Source organism: Bacillus gobiensis, assembly GCF_001278705.1.
Classification (GTDB): domain Bacteria; phylum Bacillota; class Bacilli; order Bacillales; family Bacillaceae; genus Bacillus; species Bacillus gobiensis.
On record NZ_CP012600.1, the window covers coordinates 1,504,651 to 1,521,017 of the forward strand.

At 39.5% G+C, this 16,367-nt stretch carries 18 protein-coding genes and 1 riboswitch; of the genes, 1 reads left to right on the forward strand and 17 read right to left on the reverse strand.

The features are described from left to right. Window positions 1-68: 68 nt before the first annotated feature. The 16 genes from rpsA to AM592_RS07425 all read right to left on the reverse strand — a co-directional run bounded on the left by rpsA (window position 69) and on the right by AM592_RS07425 (window position 14,816). Window positions 69-1,214: a 30S ribosomal protein S1 gene (gene rpsA / locus AM592_RS07355; RefSeq protein ID WP_053603190.1), complete on the reverse strand. Its 1,146-nt coding sequence runs from the start codon at window positions 1,212-1,214 to the stop codon at window positions 69-71. Window positions 1,215-1,423: 209 nt separating this feature from the next. Further along, entirely contained in the window at window positions 1,424-2,095 is a 672-nt protein-coding gene (cmk, locus tag AM592_RS07360) for a (d)CMP kinase (RefSeq protein WP_053603191.1), read from the reverse strand. Window positions 2,096-2,121: 26 nt separating this feature from the next. Further along, window positions 2,122-2,298 (reverse strand): YpfB family protein, encoded by a 177-nt coding sequence (locus AM592_RS24095; protein WP_098945209.1) that lies wholly within the window; start codon window positions 2,296-2,298, stop codon window positions 2,122-2,124. 46 nt (window positions 2,299-2,344) lie between these two features. Next, complete coding sequence (locus AM592_RS07365) at window positions 2,345-3,013, reverse strand: flagellar brake protein (RefSeq protein ID WP_053603192.1); 669 nt, start codon at window positions 3,011-3,013, stop codon at window positions 2,345-2,347. Between the two features lie 99 nt (window positions 3,014-3,112). Beyond that, window positions 3,113-4,453 (reverse strand): germination protein YpeB, encoded by a 1,341-nt coding sequence (gene ypeB / locus AM592_RS07370; RefSeq protein WP_053603193.1) that lies wholly within the window; start codon window positions 4,451-4,453, stop codon window positions 3,113-3,115. A gap of 19 nt (window positions 4,454-4,472) precedes the next feature. Next, window positions 4,473-5,390, reverse strand: coding sequence for a spore cortex-lytic enzyme (gene sleB / locus AM592_RS07375; protein WP_053603194.1), 918 nt, complete (start codon window positions 5,388-5,390; stop codon window positions 4,473-4,475). A 145-nt stretch (window positions 5,391-5,535) separates the two neighbouring features. Next, window positions 5,536-6,201 (reverse strand): glutamic-type intramembrane protease PrsW, encoded by a 666-nt coding sequence (prsW, locus tag AM592_RS07380; RefSeq protein ID WP_053603195.1) that lies wholly within the window; start codon window positions 6,199-6,201, stop codon window positions 5,536-5,538. Between the two features lie 222 nt (window positions 6,202-6,423). Continuing rightward, window positions 6,424-7,392 (reverse strand): YpdA family putative bacillithiol disulfide reductase, encoded by a 969-nt coding sequence (locus AM592_RS07385; protein ID WP_053603196.1) that lies wholly within the window; start codon window positions 7,390-7,392, stop codon window positions 6,424-6,426. Between the two features lie 102 nt (window positions 7,393-7,494). Beyond that, window positions 7,495-8,769: a Glu/Leu/Phe/Val family dehydrogenase gene (locus AM592_RS07390; protein ID WP_053603197.1), complete on the reverse strand. Its 1,275-nt coding sequence runs from the start codon at window positions 8,767-8,769 to the stop codon at window positions 7,495-7,497. Window positions 8,770-8,982: 213 nt separating this feature from the next. Beyond that, complete coding sequence (locus AM592_RS07395; RefSeq protein WP_053603198.1) at window positions 8,983-9,567, reverse strand: genetic competence negative regulator; 585 nt, start codon at window positions 9,565-9,567, stop codon at window positions 8,983-8,985. Between the two features lie 109 nt (window positions 9,568-9,676). Then, a complete protein-coding gene (locus tag AM592_RS07400; RefSeq protein ID WP_053606021.1) occupies window positions 9,677-10,486 on the reverse strand; it encodes a metallophosphoesterase in 810 nt (269 codons plus the stop codon). Window positions 10,487-10,548: 62 nt separating this feature from the next. After that, window positions 10,549-10,992: a YpbF family protein gene (locus AM592_RS07405; protein WP_053603199.1), complete on the reverse strand. Its 444-nt coding sequence runs from the start codon at window positions 10,990-10,992 to the stop codon at window positions 10,549-10,551. Window positions 10,993-11,050: 58 nt separating this feature from the next. Then, complete coding sequence (locus AM592_RS07410; protein WP_053603200.1) at window positions 11,051-11,686, reverse strand: LysM peptidoglycan-binding domain-containing protein; 636 nt, start codon at window positions 11,684-11,686, stop codon at window positions 11,051-11,053. Beyond that, window positions 11,646-12,272, reverse strand: coding sequence for a CPBP family intramembrane glutamic endopeptidase (locus AM592_RS07415; RefSeq protein ID WP_053603201.1), 627 nt, complete (start codon window positions 12,270-12,272; stop codon window positions 11,646-11,648). Before AM592_RS07415 ends, AM592_RS07410 begins: the two co-directional genes overlap by 41 nt. Next, a complete protein-coding gene (locus tag AM592_RS07420) occupies window positions 12,266-13,765 on the reverse strand; it encodes a RecQ family ATP-dependent DNA helicase (protein WP_053603202.1) in 1,500 nt (499 codons plus the stop codon). Before AM592_RS07420 ends, AM592_RS07415 begins: the two co-directional genes overlap by 7 nt. Beyond that, the gene (locus tag AM592_RS07425) at window positions 13,758-14,816 is read right to left on the reverse strand and encodes a YpbB family protein (RefSeq protein WP_053603203.1); all 1,059 of its coding nucleotides are present in this window, start codon (window positions 14,814-14,816) and stop codon (window positions 13,758-13,760) included. The genes AM592_RS07420 and AM592_RS07425 overlap by 8 nt, the downstream gene beginning before the upstream one ends. A 250-nt stretch (window positions 14,817-15,066) precedes the next feature. Here AM592_RS07425 and AM592_RS07430 point away from each other — a divergent pair, with 250 nt between their 5' ends. Then, complete coding sequence (locus tag AM592_RS07430) at window positions 15,067-15,315, forward strand: ferredoxin (RefSeq protein WP_053603204.1); 249 nt, start codon at window positions 15,067-15,069, stop codon at window positions 15,313-15,315. Between the two features lie 79 nt (window positions 15,316-15,394). Here the strand turns inward: AM592_RS07430 and AM592_RS07435 are convergent, their stop codons facing one another. Then, complete coding sequence (locus AM592_RS07435) at window positions 15,395-15,967, reverse strand: ECF transporter S component (protein ID WP_225970382.1); 573 nt, start codon at window positions 15,965-15,967, stop codon at window positions 15,395-15,397. A 150-nt stretch (window positions 15,968-16,117) separates the two neighbouring features. Beyond that, a riboswitch (FMN riboswitch) is annotated at window positions 16,118-16,254 on the reverse strand. Between the last annotated feature and the right edge of the window lie 113 nt (window positions 16,255-16,367).

The following is a 16,367-nucleotide window of genomic DNA, read 5'->3' on the forward strand; positions in this document are numbered from 1 at the left end:
CATAAAAGTCCGCCTTTTTATCATTCAACTAATAAGAGTTATAGGTTTTCCATCTTATCCGAAGAAAATTATTTTAATTTTTTCAGCTTGTCTCCGATCATTTCGCCAAGCTGAAAGCCGCTGCCTTCATCTTTTGACTGGTATTGGCGGTAATCCTCTTCTTCCTTATTATCGGGTTCTTCAAGTTCACGAAGGCTTAAAGAAATACGTTCTTCTTCTTCATTTACATCGAGAACCTTGACATTCACAATCTGTCCTTCTTCAAGTACCTCGTGTGGTGTGCCAATATGTTTATTGGAAATTTGAGAAATATGAACCAAACCTTCTACGCCTGGCAAAATTTCAACGAAAGCTCCGAATGAAACAAGACGCTGCACTTTCCCTTCCAAGACGTCGCCTTTTTTCACTTTCTCATTTATTTGGCTCCATGGCCCTGGCAACGTTTCTTTAATTGATAAAGAAATCCGCTCATTATCACGGTCCACAGACAATACCTTAACATTAACTTCCTGACCTTCTTCCACGACATCTGATGGCTTGTCGACGTGGAAATGTGAAAGCTGGGAAATATGCACGAGGCCGTCAATTCCGCCGATATCGACGAAGGCTCCGAAATCTGTCAGCCTTTGGACTTTACCTTCTAAAACTGCACCCGCTTCCAGTGATTCTAGAAAGGTTTGTTTTTTTAATGTTTGTTCTTGCTCAATAACAGCGCGGTGGGATAAAATCACTCGATTTTTTTCTTTATCGAGTTCCACTACGATCAGTGTTAATGTTTTTTCTTTATAATCTGAGAAATCTTCTACATAATGGGCTTCAACAAGCGAGGCAGGAATAAAACCGCGCACACCGATATCCACTACTAAACCGCCTTTGACAACATCCTTGACTTCAGCTTCGAAGATTTCTTTCGTTTCGTATTTCTTCTCAAGGTCTTCCCAAGCACGATCAGCATCAACAGCGCGTTTCGATAAAATGATTGCCTCATCTTCAACTTTTGTAACTTTCAATTCAAGCTCATCATCTATAGCGACTACATCAGAAGCCTTCTCTACGTGCAGACTTGATAATTCGCTGATTGGAATAATACCATTCTGTTTCACGTTACTAATTTCAACGTCTACATGTTTGTCTTCAACCTTAATAACCAAACCTTTAACAATATCTCCAACCTCTGGTGCTTGAACGTCAAATTCGTTCATTTCCTCTGTCATTCCAATACCTCCTTGGTACAAACCTACAAAGCTTTTTTAAACGGACTGCACACAATACATGGCAGCCGAATATGTAGTTATGAAATTGATAAATGCTTAATTAGAAAAATCTTTATAATAAACTTCTAATAAATGCCCGATTTTGTCAAGTGATAAACCTGAAGTGAGGTCAATTTTTGAGACAAGATAACCAGATTTGGAATAATTACCTATGACTTATGATCTACTATTTGAAGAATCTTCTCGGCCACCTCTTGAATGGACAAAGAGGTCGTGTCGATTTCGATCGCATCTTCCGCTTTTCGAAGAGGAGAAATTTCACGTTCCGAGTCCAGTTTATCCCGTTTGGCGATTTCTTCTACTAGTATATCATAATTGACATCGTATCCCTTTTTCTTATTTTCCTCAAATCGCCTTTTCGCACGTTCCTGTACTGAGGCGAGCAAAAATATTTTTACTTCCGCATCAGGGAGCACATGCGTTCCGATGTCTCTGCCATCCATTACGACTCCGCCTTGCTCAGCCATTTTTCTTTGCCTCGCTACCAAGCTTTCCCTTACTTGTCCATGCTTTGCTACCAGTGAAACTTGATTGCTGACCTCATCAGTCCGAATTTCGTCTGTTACCTCATCATTGTTTACAAATACCTTTTGTTTGCCTGATTCAACAACCAAATCTATCGTTGTTCTTTTTAACAGTTCTGCAAGCTGGTTTTCATCAGCCAGATCGATTTGATTTTTAATAGCGGCGTATGTGACCGCACGATACATCGCGCCTGTGTCAATATATATAAATGATTTTTTCGTTGCGACAATTTTGGCGACTGTGCTTTTTCCAGCTGCTGCTGGCCCGTCAATCGCGATTGATAATTTTTTTTCCATAATACAACTCCTTGCTTCTTGCACCTTTAGTTCTTAAAGGTTTCAATCCATTCCTCAATTTTAATTTGATTCACACCTTCATAACGTACGGTCTTTGAAACGTATGGCTCAATATGCACGTAATGAAACAGAAGCTGAATACCGACAAGCATAATCATGTGCACCACTGCGATCTTAAATAATATCCGTTCGATGGATTTCACACCATGCACCTCCATATCTTTCTAGTATGGGAGTGCTGCTGCCCGATTATTCAGCCAATCCTTTTAGATTTAATTCAATTTGATGATGAAAGCAATATTTCATCAGAAGCTGCTGATGGTCTTCACTAATGTCTGAAAACTCAACCGAGAGGGTTCTCTTCTTGTTTTTCTCATCCCATTGCAGCCTTTTCACTCGGGAAGCTGCTGATACAAGCCTGCGCTTTTCTTGATCGTTAGGCAAATTTATATGGACATCGACCTGTTCGTCCAGGTCAAAACGGTATTCCTCTGGAATGATCATCGATAATCCGCCTGCGCTGATGTTTGCTGTGATCGTCGTGAAAGGCTTTTTTTCTGGATTTCCAGGATACGCTGCAATGTCTAAAAGGGCATCTACCCGAAGAAATTGCCGCCGCTGAATTTTTTCCAGCTCTTCAAAGCCCGGATAACTTAAAGAAATCATAGGAATTTCTTCTTTCAATCTGCCTATCACTTTGCAAGTGAACTGATAAGGAATTTGCTCTTTTGTGACAAACGTGACGACAAGATCTGTGCCGTTGATTAAAAATTTAGATCTTCCTGTCACTTGATCGATAGGGTATGTAATGTGCAATTCTTTTTCAGCAATTTTTGCCACCTTGCATTTTAATACGTGAGGACGGGGGTTTTCGGAATCATAGCTTTCTAAAAGCAAAACATCTCCTACAACCAGCAAAATAATCACTCTTCCCTTGTCGAAAATACACACCCCTATTATTAAAGCACGGAATAAAAAAAAGGAAAAGACTCTTGTTGTCTTTTCCCACAAAATCCCTTAATATATCGGTTCTGCATTTTTTAATTTTTCTACTTTCTCTTCTATGCCTGTATTTGCATTGATAAACATGCGATAGGTGTCATTATCGATCGTTCCAAAAAACTCGTAGCATAAAACTTCATCGGACATTTGATTGGTTATGATGGCTAGCCGGTTGTCTTGTATTTGTACATTTCCGCTCACTTTTTTCTTTGCTTCTTCAAGGGACAGTTTCGGTTTTGGCAGATTTCTTTTCCTGTGATTTGTTAGAAAATCTCTTGCTGAGAATCCGACAATTTCACCGTTATCCAATGCAACCTTCATTCGTACCGTATCTGGATACAACAAAACATCATTTTCCACTGGCACATATGAAAAAATGCCGATATTATCATATTGCTCGCTTTCATCCAGAACAAAATCAGTTGCTTCATAGCCGTTGTCTTTCAAAAATTTCAATGCTTTGTTAGAACCATCATTCAAGCTCAGCTTCTGATCCTTGACTTCACGGTTTTGGATCAAATAGACCGGATATCCGCCTTTTTGGGTTACGTCCATATAAATATTTGTCCCGTGTTTTTCATCATTCATACTTAAGCTGTATACGTCCCGGTTCGTTTTATTCCCGCTTTTTGCGATTGTGAAATCAGAGTTTTGATCCGGCGCAAATTTTTGGGCGATTTTCTTAGCGTCAGACTCCGAAATCTGATCGCCTTTTAAGTGCTGAAAACCTTTTTCTCTCTGCTTTGTAGTAGTATTGTCATTACTTGTATCCGTCTCGGCAAACGAATCTGCATTTTTCTCAATCGTCTTCAATCCGTCAATGATTGTATTGTCGCCTTGTTTTTCGCCTGAAGCCAGAGCCAATTCAACATCCATCCATCTTAAATTATTATCAATCACAAGATGCTGGACGTTTCTTAATTCATTCTGAACGTCTTGGGCATTTGAATAAAGCTGCTTTAGCGTATTGTATTCTTTATCATTTAAAGGTTCTTTTGCGAGATCTCTTACCGCTGTTTGATAGCTGAAATTCCCTATATTCGATAAGAACTCCTCTGTTTTATTAAAGGGCATTAACGTAAGCGGCAGCTGGCTGACACTGCTGTGGGCCTCAGATGCCAGCTTCCACACCTCAGTTAATTCCGGCGAAAGATTTTCTTTGCTGTTCATCGCCAAAGAAGTTCCGATTTTATCATGAAGCTGATCCATATCATAGGCCAAGTCATGAAACGCGCGCTGATAATTGTTTTCCGCATGCAACAGGACAGCATCCTTCTCCTGGTGTTCCTTATACCCCCAATAGCTGGTTCCAATAACGGCTACTCCAAGTATTGCGATTAGTATCCCTCTTATCATTTTTTCTCACCTCGCTGATTTATTCGCAGAATATATGTTTCCCTATCCGTTTGATTTGGGGTCTTCCCCATATCCATGGATTGGTCGCTGTATCCGGATTAAAATAATAGGTAGCATTTTCTGATGGATCCCAGCCATTAATGGCGTCCATCACAGCTTCCTTAGCCGTTTTATCCGGCTCCATATAAATTTGCCCGTCTGCAACAGCTGTAAAAGCCAGCGGCTCGAATATAACACCTGAAATGGTATCAGGAAAATTAGGGCTGTCCAGACGATTTAATATTACAGCGGCGATGGCAACCTGACCGTCGTATGGCTCACCCCTCGCTTCTCCGTAAACCGCTTGAGAGAGCAATCGAATATCATTTTGAGAGTATCCTCCAGCCCTGTTTGCTGCTACCGGTTTCACTTTCTTCTTAGCAGCAGGCTGCTTCTTGTTTTGCTTTGCTTGTTGTTGAGCTGGCTTTTTTTGTTCGTCCGGAAGTGTTTGCCTTGCTTCTGCTTTTTTTCTGGCCTGCCTTCTTGCTTCAGCTGAAGGGCCAGTTTGATATTTTAACGGCATTCCTCCGTAATGTGTGAATTTTTTGCCTTTTTCAAGCTGTTCTCTTACAAACCCCTCATAATATTTCGTTTTGGAGATAAGCTTTTGCTTTGTCTTTTCTCCAACTAAACCATCAACCTCGCCAATTTGAAATTGATCCTGAAAGTTGCGGACAGCCCAATAGGTTCCCCATCCAAACACTCCGTCTATGTTCCCATTGTAATATCCGTTGTACTGAAGCCTTGCTTGGAGTTCAACTACATCTTCACCAGTCGCCCCCCTCTGAATTACCTGGTTAGAGAATGCATAGCTTTTTTCTGAACTGAAAAGTACAAGACACAAAAGTATTACTCCTGCAAAAATAAAGGGTTTATAATAAAATCCTCTTGATTCCATAGCGGCTCCTCCTGTATGAAAGTTTGTACTCCTATTTTCTGTAGGAAGCTAACTTTTATACCAGATTTAGAATCATTGCTTAAAATGCTTCACAGTTTGGTCCAGAAAAGGTTGGCAAAAAAAAGAAACTGCCGCAATGGGCAGTTCAAAATTTTTCTGAGGGAATGGCTTTTATTGTTCTTGCTTGTTTTGCTTTGTGAAGGGAAAACCACCATAAAAAAAACATAAATGGCAACATTAGATAGAGCCAATTTTCTAAACTTAGTAAAATATAATCATAAAATCCGTGTAAAATTACCGGTAGGCCAAGTGAGAGAATAAGCCACTTTCTCCGTGCTTTTTTTTCGGAAAATTTCAGCTTTCCTATGTAAAATCCCATGATTACGCCAAATAGAGCATGGCTTGAAACTGGCAAAAGAGCTCGCGTAAAAGCATACTCCAAACCGTGGCCTACCAAAAATAAAATATTTTCCAAGGTAGCAAAGCCCAGTGAAATGCTTGTCCCATAAACAATTCCATCATAATGGTCATCGAATTCAACATGCTGAAAAATGCCAACCATCAATAGAAACCATTTGAAAAATTCTTCAAGCAAACCTGACGATAAGAAGGAGAGCAGTAGCTTGTTTGTGACCACATTTTCTTGTTCTAACACGTACTGGATGAACATAATCGGAAAAACGAGCAGTACACCCAAAATAAACATACGAATCACAATATGTATTGGTTCGGTATCATATTGATCCTTTAAATAAAAATAAAGCAAAAGTGCAATTCCAGGCGCTATGCCCGCCGAAATAATTGCAACCATGATGAGACCTCTTTCCCATTATATACTCTTGCTTAATCGTATCATGATCACAAGTTGTTGGAAACGAATTATTCCTGATTTTTGAAAAAGGCACACATAATCAGCATATCTCTTCAATGAATAACAATCATATGAGTCGTTTTGTTAATTAGTTGCCTCTTCAAGATTTGCAATTGAAACAGTTAACGTACTGCTCGAGCTGCTGATAGACCCATCGCCCGGTTAGATACGTTTTGCAATTTCTTCAGCTATTAGACCGCCGTGGAATCTGCCGTTCTCAATAAATATTTCATTGGCATTGTTTCCGGCAGCTATGACTCCGGCAATAAAAATGCCGCCGACATTCGATTCCATTGTCTCTTCGTTAAACATAGGCTTTCCGCTTTCGATGTTGATTCCAATTCCCATCCGTCTTAAAAATCTGTGATCCGGGTGGTAGCCTGTCATAGCAAAGACGTAATCATTTTTAATAACTTGAAGCCCTTTTTCTGATGAGTAAAAGGACACTTGATCATCTTTAATTTCATTGACAACAGCTTCGAACTCCATTCTGATTATTCCTTTATTCACGAGAGATTCGAATTCAGGAAGGATCCAAGGTTTCACACTTTTTGAGTAACTGCTTCCCCGGTAGATGACTGTTACCCTTGCGTCAGATTTTACTAATTCCAAGGCTGCATCAACACTCGAATTTTTCCCGCCAATCACAACGACGTCTTTATCAAAAAAAGGATGTGCTTCTTTAAAATAATGAAATACCTTAGGCATATCTTCACCGGGAATATTCATGTAGTTCGGCTGATCATAATAACCAGTTGCCACAACACAAAAATCGGCTTGATATTTCTCTTTATCTGTTGTTATCAGAAAATTGCCGTCTTCGGTTTTCTCCACCGATTCAACCTTTTCAAAGGAATTCACCTTGATTTTTTTTCGCTTCACGACTTCACGATAATAGGTAAGCGCTTGGTTTCTGACCGGTTTCCTGTTTTCTGTAATGAAGGCTACGTTGCCGATCTCCAGCTTTTCGCTTGTACTAAAAAATGTTTGATGGGTAGGATACTGATAAATGCTGTTTGCAATATTTCCCTTTTCAATAACCAGTGAATCTATTCCCTTCGCTTGTAGTTCAATCGCTGCTGAAAGACCACACGGACCCCCGCCAACAATGATTACTTTTTCGTGCTTCATATATTCCACTCCTGTTCGCATGGGCTTTATATATTCAATATCGAAAAAAATCTCCTATCTAATGATAGGAGATTTCCATTTTGGTTGCAAATCCTAAAAAGGTTAAATCCAGCCCCTGAAACGCGAGGCTTCAGCCATTTTTCTTACTCCGACCATATATGCAGCCAGACGCATGTCGATCCGGCGGTTTTTCGCCATTTCATGAATATTGTTAAACGATTTGACCATCAATGCTTCGAGTTTTTCTTCAACTTCTTTTTCCGTCCAATAAAAGCCTTGATTGTTTTGAACCCACTCAAAGTAAGAAACCGTCACTCCTCCTGCACTTGCGAGAACATCTGGCACAAGCAGAATATCTCTATCAGAAAGGATTTTCGTTGCTTCTAACGTCGTTGGTCCATTAGCTGCCTCTACGACAATTTGTGCCCGGATCTGATGGGCATTTTCTTTCGTGATTTGATTTTCAATCGCAGCAGGCACAAGAATATCGCAATCCAATTCAAGCAAATCTTTATTGCTGATCGTATCATTGAACAGCTTTGTCACAGTGCCGAAGCTGTCTCTTCGATCAAGAAGATAATCAACATCCAAGCCGTCAGGATCATAAAGTCCGCCATACGCATCAGAAATACCGACAACCTTTGCTCCTGCTTCGTGCATAAATTTCGCTAGATAGCTGCCAGCATTGCCGAAGCCTTGGACGACGACTTTTGCTCCTTTTAGCGGTATCCCCTTTTTCTTTGCAGCTTCTTTTATACAAATGGTAACGCCTTTGGCAGTCGCAGATTCCCTGCCATGGGACCCGCCTAATACGAGCGGCTTCCCGGTAATAAATCCAGGTGAGTTAAACTCATCGATTCTTGAATATTCATCCATCATCCACGCCATAATTTGTGAATTAGTAAATACGTCCGGAGCAGGGACGTCCTTCGTAGGACCGACGATTTGGCTTATCGCGCGAACGTATCCTCTGCTCAGACGTTCCAATTCCCTAAAGGACATGTCTCTCGGATCACAAACGATCCCGCCTTTTCCACCGCCATATGGAAGATCGACGATGCCGCACTTTAAGCTCATCCAGATCGAAAGCGCTTTAACTTCTTTTTCAGTTACATTCGGGTGAAAACGAATACCGCCTTTTGTCGGCCCAACCGCATCGTTATGCTGAGCCCTGTAGCCTGTGAATATCTTCACAGAACCATCATCCATTCGAACCGGTATTTTAACCGTTAACAGTCTGAGAGGTTCTTTTAATAATTCATACATTTCATCAGGATACCCTAATTTATTTAAGGCCTTATGTATCACCGTTTGAGTAGATTTCAACACATCATCTTGATCTTCTTCTGCTTGGCCTGTGTTTTGAACGGTTACCATTAAGTTAACCTCCTAGAGCTTTCATGTTAGTCGCTTGTTTGCCTTTCAGACATTAGTATACACGTTCCGTTTGTGTATGCAAAGATGAAACCGTTGATTTTTCACAAAAAATTGAAGTGACTTTAGCTTGATGATTTAGTTCATTTCTTAGCTGTTTCGCACTGAGCAATGTGAAAAAGCCCGATACTATCGGGCCGCAAAATTTATTCGAAATCACTGAAAATGCATTTGAATCGTTTCTACTGCATTTCCATCCATGATTTTGTTTCCATATTCCTCTAGACGATAAATAGTAATCGTTGCAGGACTGCCGTACTCAGCCAGAATTGCAACAATCCGTTCGACTGGATTATCGGCGAAAAAGTCTAAGCAGAGAAAATAAATTCCATTAAACTGGTATACACTTCCTCCGTTAATTCCCATTCTGTGGAGACTCTTGGAAAGTTGAATGACGTCTTCGAATGTCTGGAATTCATATATGACGTCAGCATTTTCATCAAGTTTGACCTGCATTTCAATATAATCATCATCATAATCGTCATCATCATGATCTGTATCTTGATTTTTGGTGACAATAACAACCATTCCTTGAGCCTGGAGAGAATAAACTTCGACTGCAATTGGTCCATTCGCCTCAAAGCCGAGCTCTACATTTGCTTCATTCATCATATCTTTAAACAATTGATGGACTTTAAATGAATCCTTCCAAAGGTCGTCTTTCGTCAACCCCCGGTCAGTCAGATCATCAAGTGTAAGAAAGATTTTAATCTTATTGTAGTTCAGACGCTCAAGCCGCATAACATTCCCTCCTGCCTCTTCTAACATCCTATTGTATTATATGAAATACAAATCTATAGGTTCATAATTTTGTATTCAGTTTACACTGTGAAGGAAAGGAAGACAAGCACTATTGTTGCTTTTCTTCCCATAGATCATTTTTTTCATAAACTGGAACACACTGGATAAAATGTACTTCCGGCGGAGCTGACAGCCTTAACGGAACCTTAGATGTACCGTATCCATTGCTAATGAGAAAATCAGTGCTATTAATTTTCCCTGTTCCTCCTAATGCATACCTGGCGATGGGACCGATTCGTATTTGGCCTCCATGGGTATGTCCGCTCAATATCAGGTCGATCCCGTCGTTTGGTTCTATCTGTTGATGCACCTTCGGATTGTGGGAAATTAGCAAGGTGAAATGATTGGTATCAAGCCCTTGTATCGATTTTGGGTAATCCGGAATCCCTTCCTTTATATCGTCAATACCGACAAGATTGATTAGTTGTTTTTCTTTCTTAAAAATGCAGGATTCATTACGAAGAGCAGTAATCCCGTATTTTTTAAGGACTGAAAACAGAAAGGATTGATTTACTTCATAGTCGTTATTTCCCCATACAAAAAGAGTTTTTGCCAATGAAGAGAGCTTGTTTAAATTGTCATCGATTTGTGAATCAGGCACATTTTTTTCAGCTAGATCTCCGCCGATGATTACAAGGTCTATTTTTTCTTTTCCGATGTCATTAATGAATTCATCACTGATCTCTCGTTGATGAATATCTGATATAAAAAAGATGTTTACCTGCTTCGTAAAGTCTTTTTTATGGATCTGAAAGACATTCTTAATCAATCGATTTTCTTTGGCAAGCTTAAACATCTTTCTGTATAGAAAATAACTCACTGCAATGATGATAAGTGCAATAGCCCACAGCAGCTCCATCGCGATCAAAAACATCCACTCCTGTCTTTCGTAAAACATACAGCATTCATAAAGCCTTCGATCTATTTGCTTTCAAAATACAAGTTGATATCATATGATTCCTTCATGATGCGATATACCGTTTCTCTAGTTTCCCATTTTTGCGGCAGCGGCCATAAATCCGGGCTTTTTTGAATAATTTCACATCTTAGCTTATGGTATTCGTTTTCTGCCTTATCCTCTTTCTTATGGAAGAAAAAGGATGCGCTATACGAAAAAGCGATCGCTAAGATCCAGAATATCGAAGTGCTGTCGCTAAATAAATAATAAAGGATAGATCCGGATTGGCCGGATTTCAAGTATAAGGTGATGCAAAAAATGAAAAAGCAAACGAAACAGACGATTCTCCAACGGAGGACATGTTTTTTAAATTGCTCAAATTTTTGTTTCCTTTTTATTAACGCTTCGAGCATCTTTCTTGTAGGTTCATCTACAAACTTATCCGCATCGCTAAGAATGATCGGCATATTTTCACACCTTGTCCTATAGTCTTAGTACAATGTATGAAAAGAATCGTCTATTATGCTACTCCTGAACAGGGATCTCAAGGACCTGCCCGCTGTGTATTTCATTTCCGTTAAGATGATTATGTTCACGGATCAGTTCTTCACCATTACGGCTGTTATAATATTTCATGGATATTCTGTAAAGCGTTTCTTTCCCTTTTACCGTATGTTGAATAATATTTGTTTTTTTCTCTGCTGATTTTTTATTGGCTGCTTCCTTTTTTCCTTGGGAAGAATTACCCTTTGCATTCGTCCTATTTTGCTCAACACTTCGTGATTCCTCATTTTCCGGTAAAGATGCCTGTCTCACTTCTTCCGTGTTTTCATTAGATGAATCAGGCATCTGCATCGAACTGCGATCGCCTTTTTCCTCGTACTCGTATTCATCTAATTGATTGTTCGATGCTGGACCGACTTCAAAGAAACGTAAGCCGATCCAAACAAGAACAGGTATACAAAAAAAGATGATTGCCATAGCTGTAAGCAAAGGATACGATCCTTTTTTGTTTTGTTTATTTTCACGTAAGGATTGCCTGGTTGGAAGCCCTTGTTCGGTACCTTGTTCGGCATTTACAGTTGAATTGTCGGTTGATTCCTCAGTAATGGCAGGATTTTTATTCTGTTTTTTTCTCTCCACTCTTGACATGGTTGTCATAAAGATCCCTCCTGACATATTGAAAACGTATGTACAATGCAAGAACAAAGTCGATCATAAAATGTGCAGCCACAGGGGCGAAAAGATTGTCAGTCCATTGATAAACAAGGCCCAAAAGAAAGCTGACGCCAACTACCATAATAAATAATACGGCTTTTTCCAAATATCTGAAGTGCAAGATTGCGAACAGAATACTTGAAGCCCACAGCCCAAAATTCGTTTGGATGATCCCCCTGAATAAAATTTCTTCAGTAAAGGAAATCGTAAGAGTAAGCAAAAGCAGATGCGGAACAGATCTTTTTGCAAAAACCCGTTGATTGATGCCCCCATCGTCTAACATATGTTCCGGAAAAATGCGCATAGCTGCAAAATCGATACAAATGACGAGCACTGCTGTAGCTGCCCCGTACGTAACGATTCGCATGTCGGACAAGCTCCATAACGCAAGAAAAGAATGCAGGTCTGGAAAAAGAAAGAAGCCCAAACTGCTTGCTATTACAAGCATGATCAACTGGGTCAAGTAAAGCTGTCTTAGCAGCTCCTTGTCTGACAGCCGTGTAACGAGTTCTTTTTGTTTGTTTAACATTGTATGCCACTTTTTTTATTAAAAATATGGTTCAACTCCACTTTCCAATGCTGCATTGCCTTTTCTTCCTTTTTGCTGCTGTTGTCTTGAATAAACACGCTCTCATCGAGCCCGCAGTAGGAACAGCATCCTTTACGTTCATGCTGTCTGTGCTGCGTCTCACCAAAATAGGAAAGCAAAGAGTCCCTAAAACAATTCTTTTTTTCGATCAGCCGTACAAATGCAAATAGCTTTTGTTGCTTATACTGCTGCCGTTCTTTTACCTCATTGATAATCATATGTTCTTTTTCTTCATTTACATCGTTGTACTTGCTCAAAAGATGGAACAAATAACGGACCTTCGTTTCTGATAAATCAGCTTCAAACAAGCTCTCGATCATCATATTTTTGTTGTTCCCGCTCTCATTTTGAAACTTTAGGCCTAATTTAATTTCATTTTCAGTTAAATGATCCGTTTGAATAAGATTTATCTGCTGTTCAAGATCACCCGGTGACCGAAACAAAACTGCAAGGCTTTGTTTTCCATCACGACCGGCTCTGCCAGCCTCCTGCAAATAGGCTTCTACGGTTTGGGGCAATTGAAAGTGCAGCACATACCTGACGTTTGGTTTATCAATTCCCATTCCAAATGCGTTCGTACAGCAAATAACATCCAATTGGTCTGATAAGAACTGCTGCTGGATTAAAGCCCTTGTCTCCGTTTCCATACCTCCATGATAAAAATCGACTGAACAGCCGCATTCTTCACGAATCAAATCAGCAAGGTCTTCTGCCCACTGTCTCGTCGGACAATAAACTATGCCCGGTCCCTTCAGCCGTTTTACCAGCTTTATCGTTTTCTTTATTTTATTCTCCGCATGTTCCGTTTCTTCTATTTTAAAAGAAATGTTTGGCCTGTCTGCTGAATAAATATGATAGTTCGTGTCTTTAAGCCGTAAAAGACGAGTAATATCACTTATTGTTTCCTTGGTTGCTGTAGCAGTTAATGCCAAGCATACGGGGTCTCCCAAAACCGCCTTAATTTCCCCAAGCTTTGAATAATCCGGACGGAAATCATGCCCCCATTGAGATATGCAATGAGCTTCATCCACAACAAATAAACTGATGTTTACAGTGCACAATTTAGCAATGATCGCTTTTGATTGCAAAATTTCTGGTGTTACATAAACAAATTTATATCGTTCTAAACGATTTAACGCCATTTGCTTCTCCATTGGGGTAATCGATCCATTCAAACCAATTACCCTTTTTTCGCCTTTCATTTTCAACTGGGTAATCTGGTCCTCCATTAAAGAAAGCAACGGGGAAACAATAATAACTATTCCTTCAAGAAGATATCCGGGAAGCTGATAGCATAATGATTTTCCTCCGCCTGTAGGCAGCATCGTTATCGTATTTTTTTGCTCCAGGATGCTTTGAATCGTCTCCTTCTGCCCTTTCCGAAACGACTTATAACCCGTGTGTTCCTGCAATACTCTGTATAAATTATTCATTTTGGTTCACCTTTTGCGTTAAAGCTAATCGAATCTGAAAATAACTGAATTTCCCGTTCAGACTTTCATTTATCCGCTTAAGCTTATTCGTTCGAAGCTTTTCAGCGCATGTTGTTATGATATCTAATTCGCCTTTTGAGAGAAATGGGTCAATTGAGAAAAAAGGGTCATGAATCGCAATCTCAACAACATGATCTTCGATAGTCGCAGTCTTTAAGCTTCTTGCAGCTGCAATTTCAGATATTGTAACCCCCTGCTTTAACATGAGCAACGTTTTTCTAGAAGAAGCAGTTAAAAAATTTCTCATCGAATATTCAGAGAGCATCTCGTTTAATATTGGCGTTTCACTTTTTGAAGACGTTTGAATAATATAATGTATGACATTCCAAAATAGTGCGTAAATATACCAGTAATCTTCCCTGAACCGATTTGCCAGCTGACGATGGGTCCAGCCAACACGATGAGCGGATGTTAAAGAATACACAAAAACTTCCGCTTCTTTTTCTCCTTGTTGCAGGAGGATTTCCTCCAGCTCTTTATATAAAGCTTCTGCAAAATGATCCAAACGGCCTTGATCTTTTAAATGCTTCTTCACCCACTCTCTAATCTTGTGGTCGGAGGATATGGGGATATACGAACGTCTTTCGTTCAAATAATTAGAAAGAACCTGAATCATAAGTGACAATCTGCTCCAAAAAACTCTAGCGGCTTGATGATAATGGGCACCGTGCAGAAAACGCGGCCATGGAGATTTTATAAAGCCTGTATTTACGGACTCAATACCCTCCTTAGTTAAACTGAAGGAATCGACAGCTTCATGATGTATGATAAAATCAATTCTATGCAATTTCAAAAGCCTTTCATGAAACTCTATTGGCGATATGGCAGGAAATAAACCTCTATATTTAGCTAAAGAAAACAATTTACCATCTTGTATCGTTTGCGAGGATTTTTTTCCTTTTAATAAATGATAGATGGCGCTTCCTGACCTTTCATTTTGAAAGGCGCTGATGCAGTCCATTATGAGAAGGTCAAGATAGTCAACAGACATGAAACCACCTGCCTTATTTTAGCTTATCCTGTCTATATTTTAGCAGATTTTCGTAGAAAGATAAGGTTTATTGTCTATTCGTCTGGGAAAAGGATATAGAGATAGGTGACGAAATCACTTTTCCCTTAGGAAAATGTTGAAATAAAACAATAACACCTATAGAATAAGTAATGAAGAATGGGTTTAAAATTGATAATTTTCGAATGAAACCCTTTATTTCGATATTGAACAGCTAGGGAGGTTATAAATCATGCCGAAATATACAATTGTAGATAAAGATACCTGCATTGCATGCGGAGCTTGCGGAGCGGCAGCACCTGATATCTACGACTACGATGATGAAGGAATCGCATATGTAACACTCGATGAAAATAAAGGGGTTGTAGAGGTTCCTGAAGTTTTAGAAGAAGATATGATGGATGCTTTTGAAGGATGCCCGACGGAATCAATTAAAGTCGCGGACGAACCTTTTGAAGGAGATCCGCTTAAATACGAATAAAATAAAACTTCCATACTTGGAAGTTTTATTTTTAAACATAAAGAAGCATCCTGATCTTAAAGACCAGGATGCTTCTTTATTATTTAAAAGCTTTTCGCTGATTCATAATCCAAGGGCGCATATTTGCAAAGATAATGGCAAATAGGATTGTAATAATCAGCCCCTTAATGACATTAAAAGGTAAGATACCAGCGACTATAGCAGTTCTTAATTCATCTGACGACAAGACTGGGAAATCAAAGAACCAAGTATAAGCGGGTAAAATCAAAAAGTAATTTAATACGCTCATGACAACGGTCATAATCAGCGTACCGACAGAAAGGCTGAACAAAATCCCCTTAGTGTTCTGCAGCCTTTTATATATAAATGCGACCGGCAGAATAAACAGGACTCCGGCAATAAAATTGGCTGCCTGCCCGATCGGAACCCCGGATCCTTGAAAAATGTAATGCAATATATTTTTTATCCCTTCCACCACAATACCCGCAACAGGTCCGTATAGCAAAGTAGCGAGAATTGCAGGAACATCGCTAAAATCAATTTTTAAATAGGTTGGCAATCCTGGAAAAGGAAAATTTAACATCATCAAAACAAATGCGATACTGCTCAACATACTTGTGACGACTAATTGCCTGACATTGCTCTTATTCAATTTTTTCTCTCCTTTTCGATCAATTCCTTCGAAAAGTGGAAATGTTCCATCTGACTGCGACACTAAAACCCCGTTTATTTGTAATAAACGGGGTTGAATCGACAGCAGATCAAATAAACGTCTAAAATGTTCCATTTTAAACGAATGAACCTCCATCTTCTCCCATCCAGACTATACTGTCGGCTTCGGAATTTCACCGAATCCTGCCCGAAAAAAAAGGCTCGCGGGCTTAAAGCAATATGCTTATCACCGCCGGTAGGGACTTTCACCCTGCCCCGAAGATTGATCAATATTTTTTAATATTATATACGTTTTGTGAAAATATGTACAGAATATTGTTTAATAATCGAGTATACTGTATAAGTACTATTAGAGCGCACCTCTGATTTTCGTATTTCCG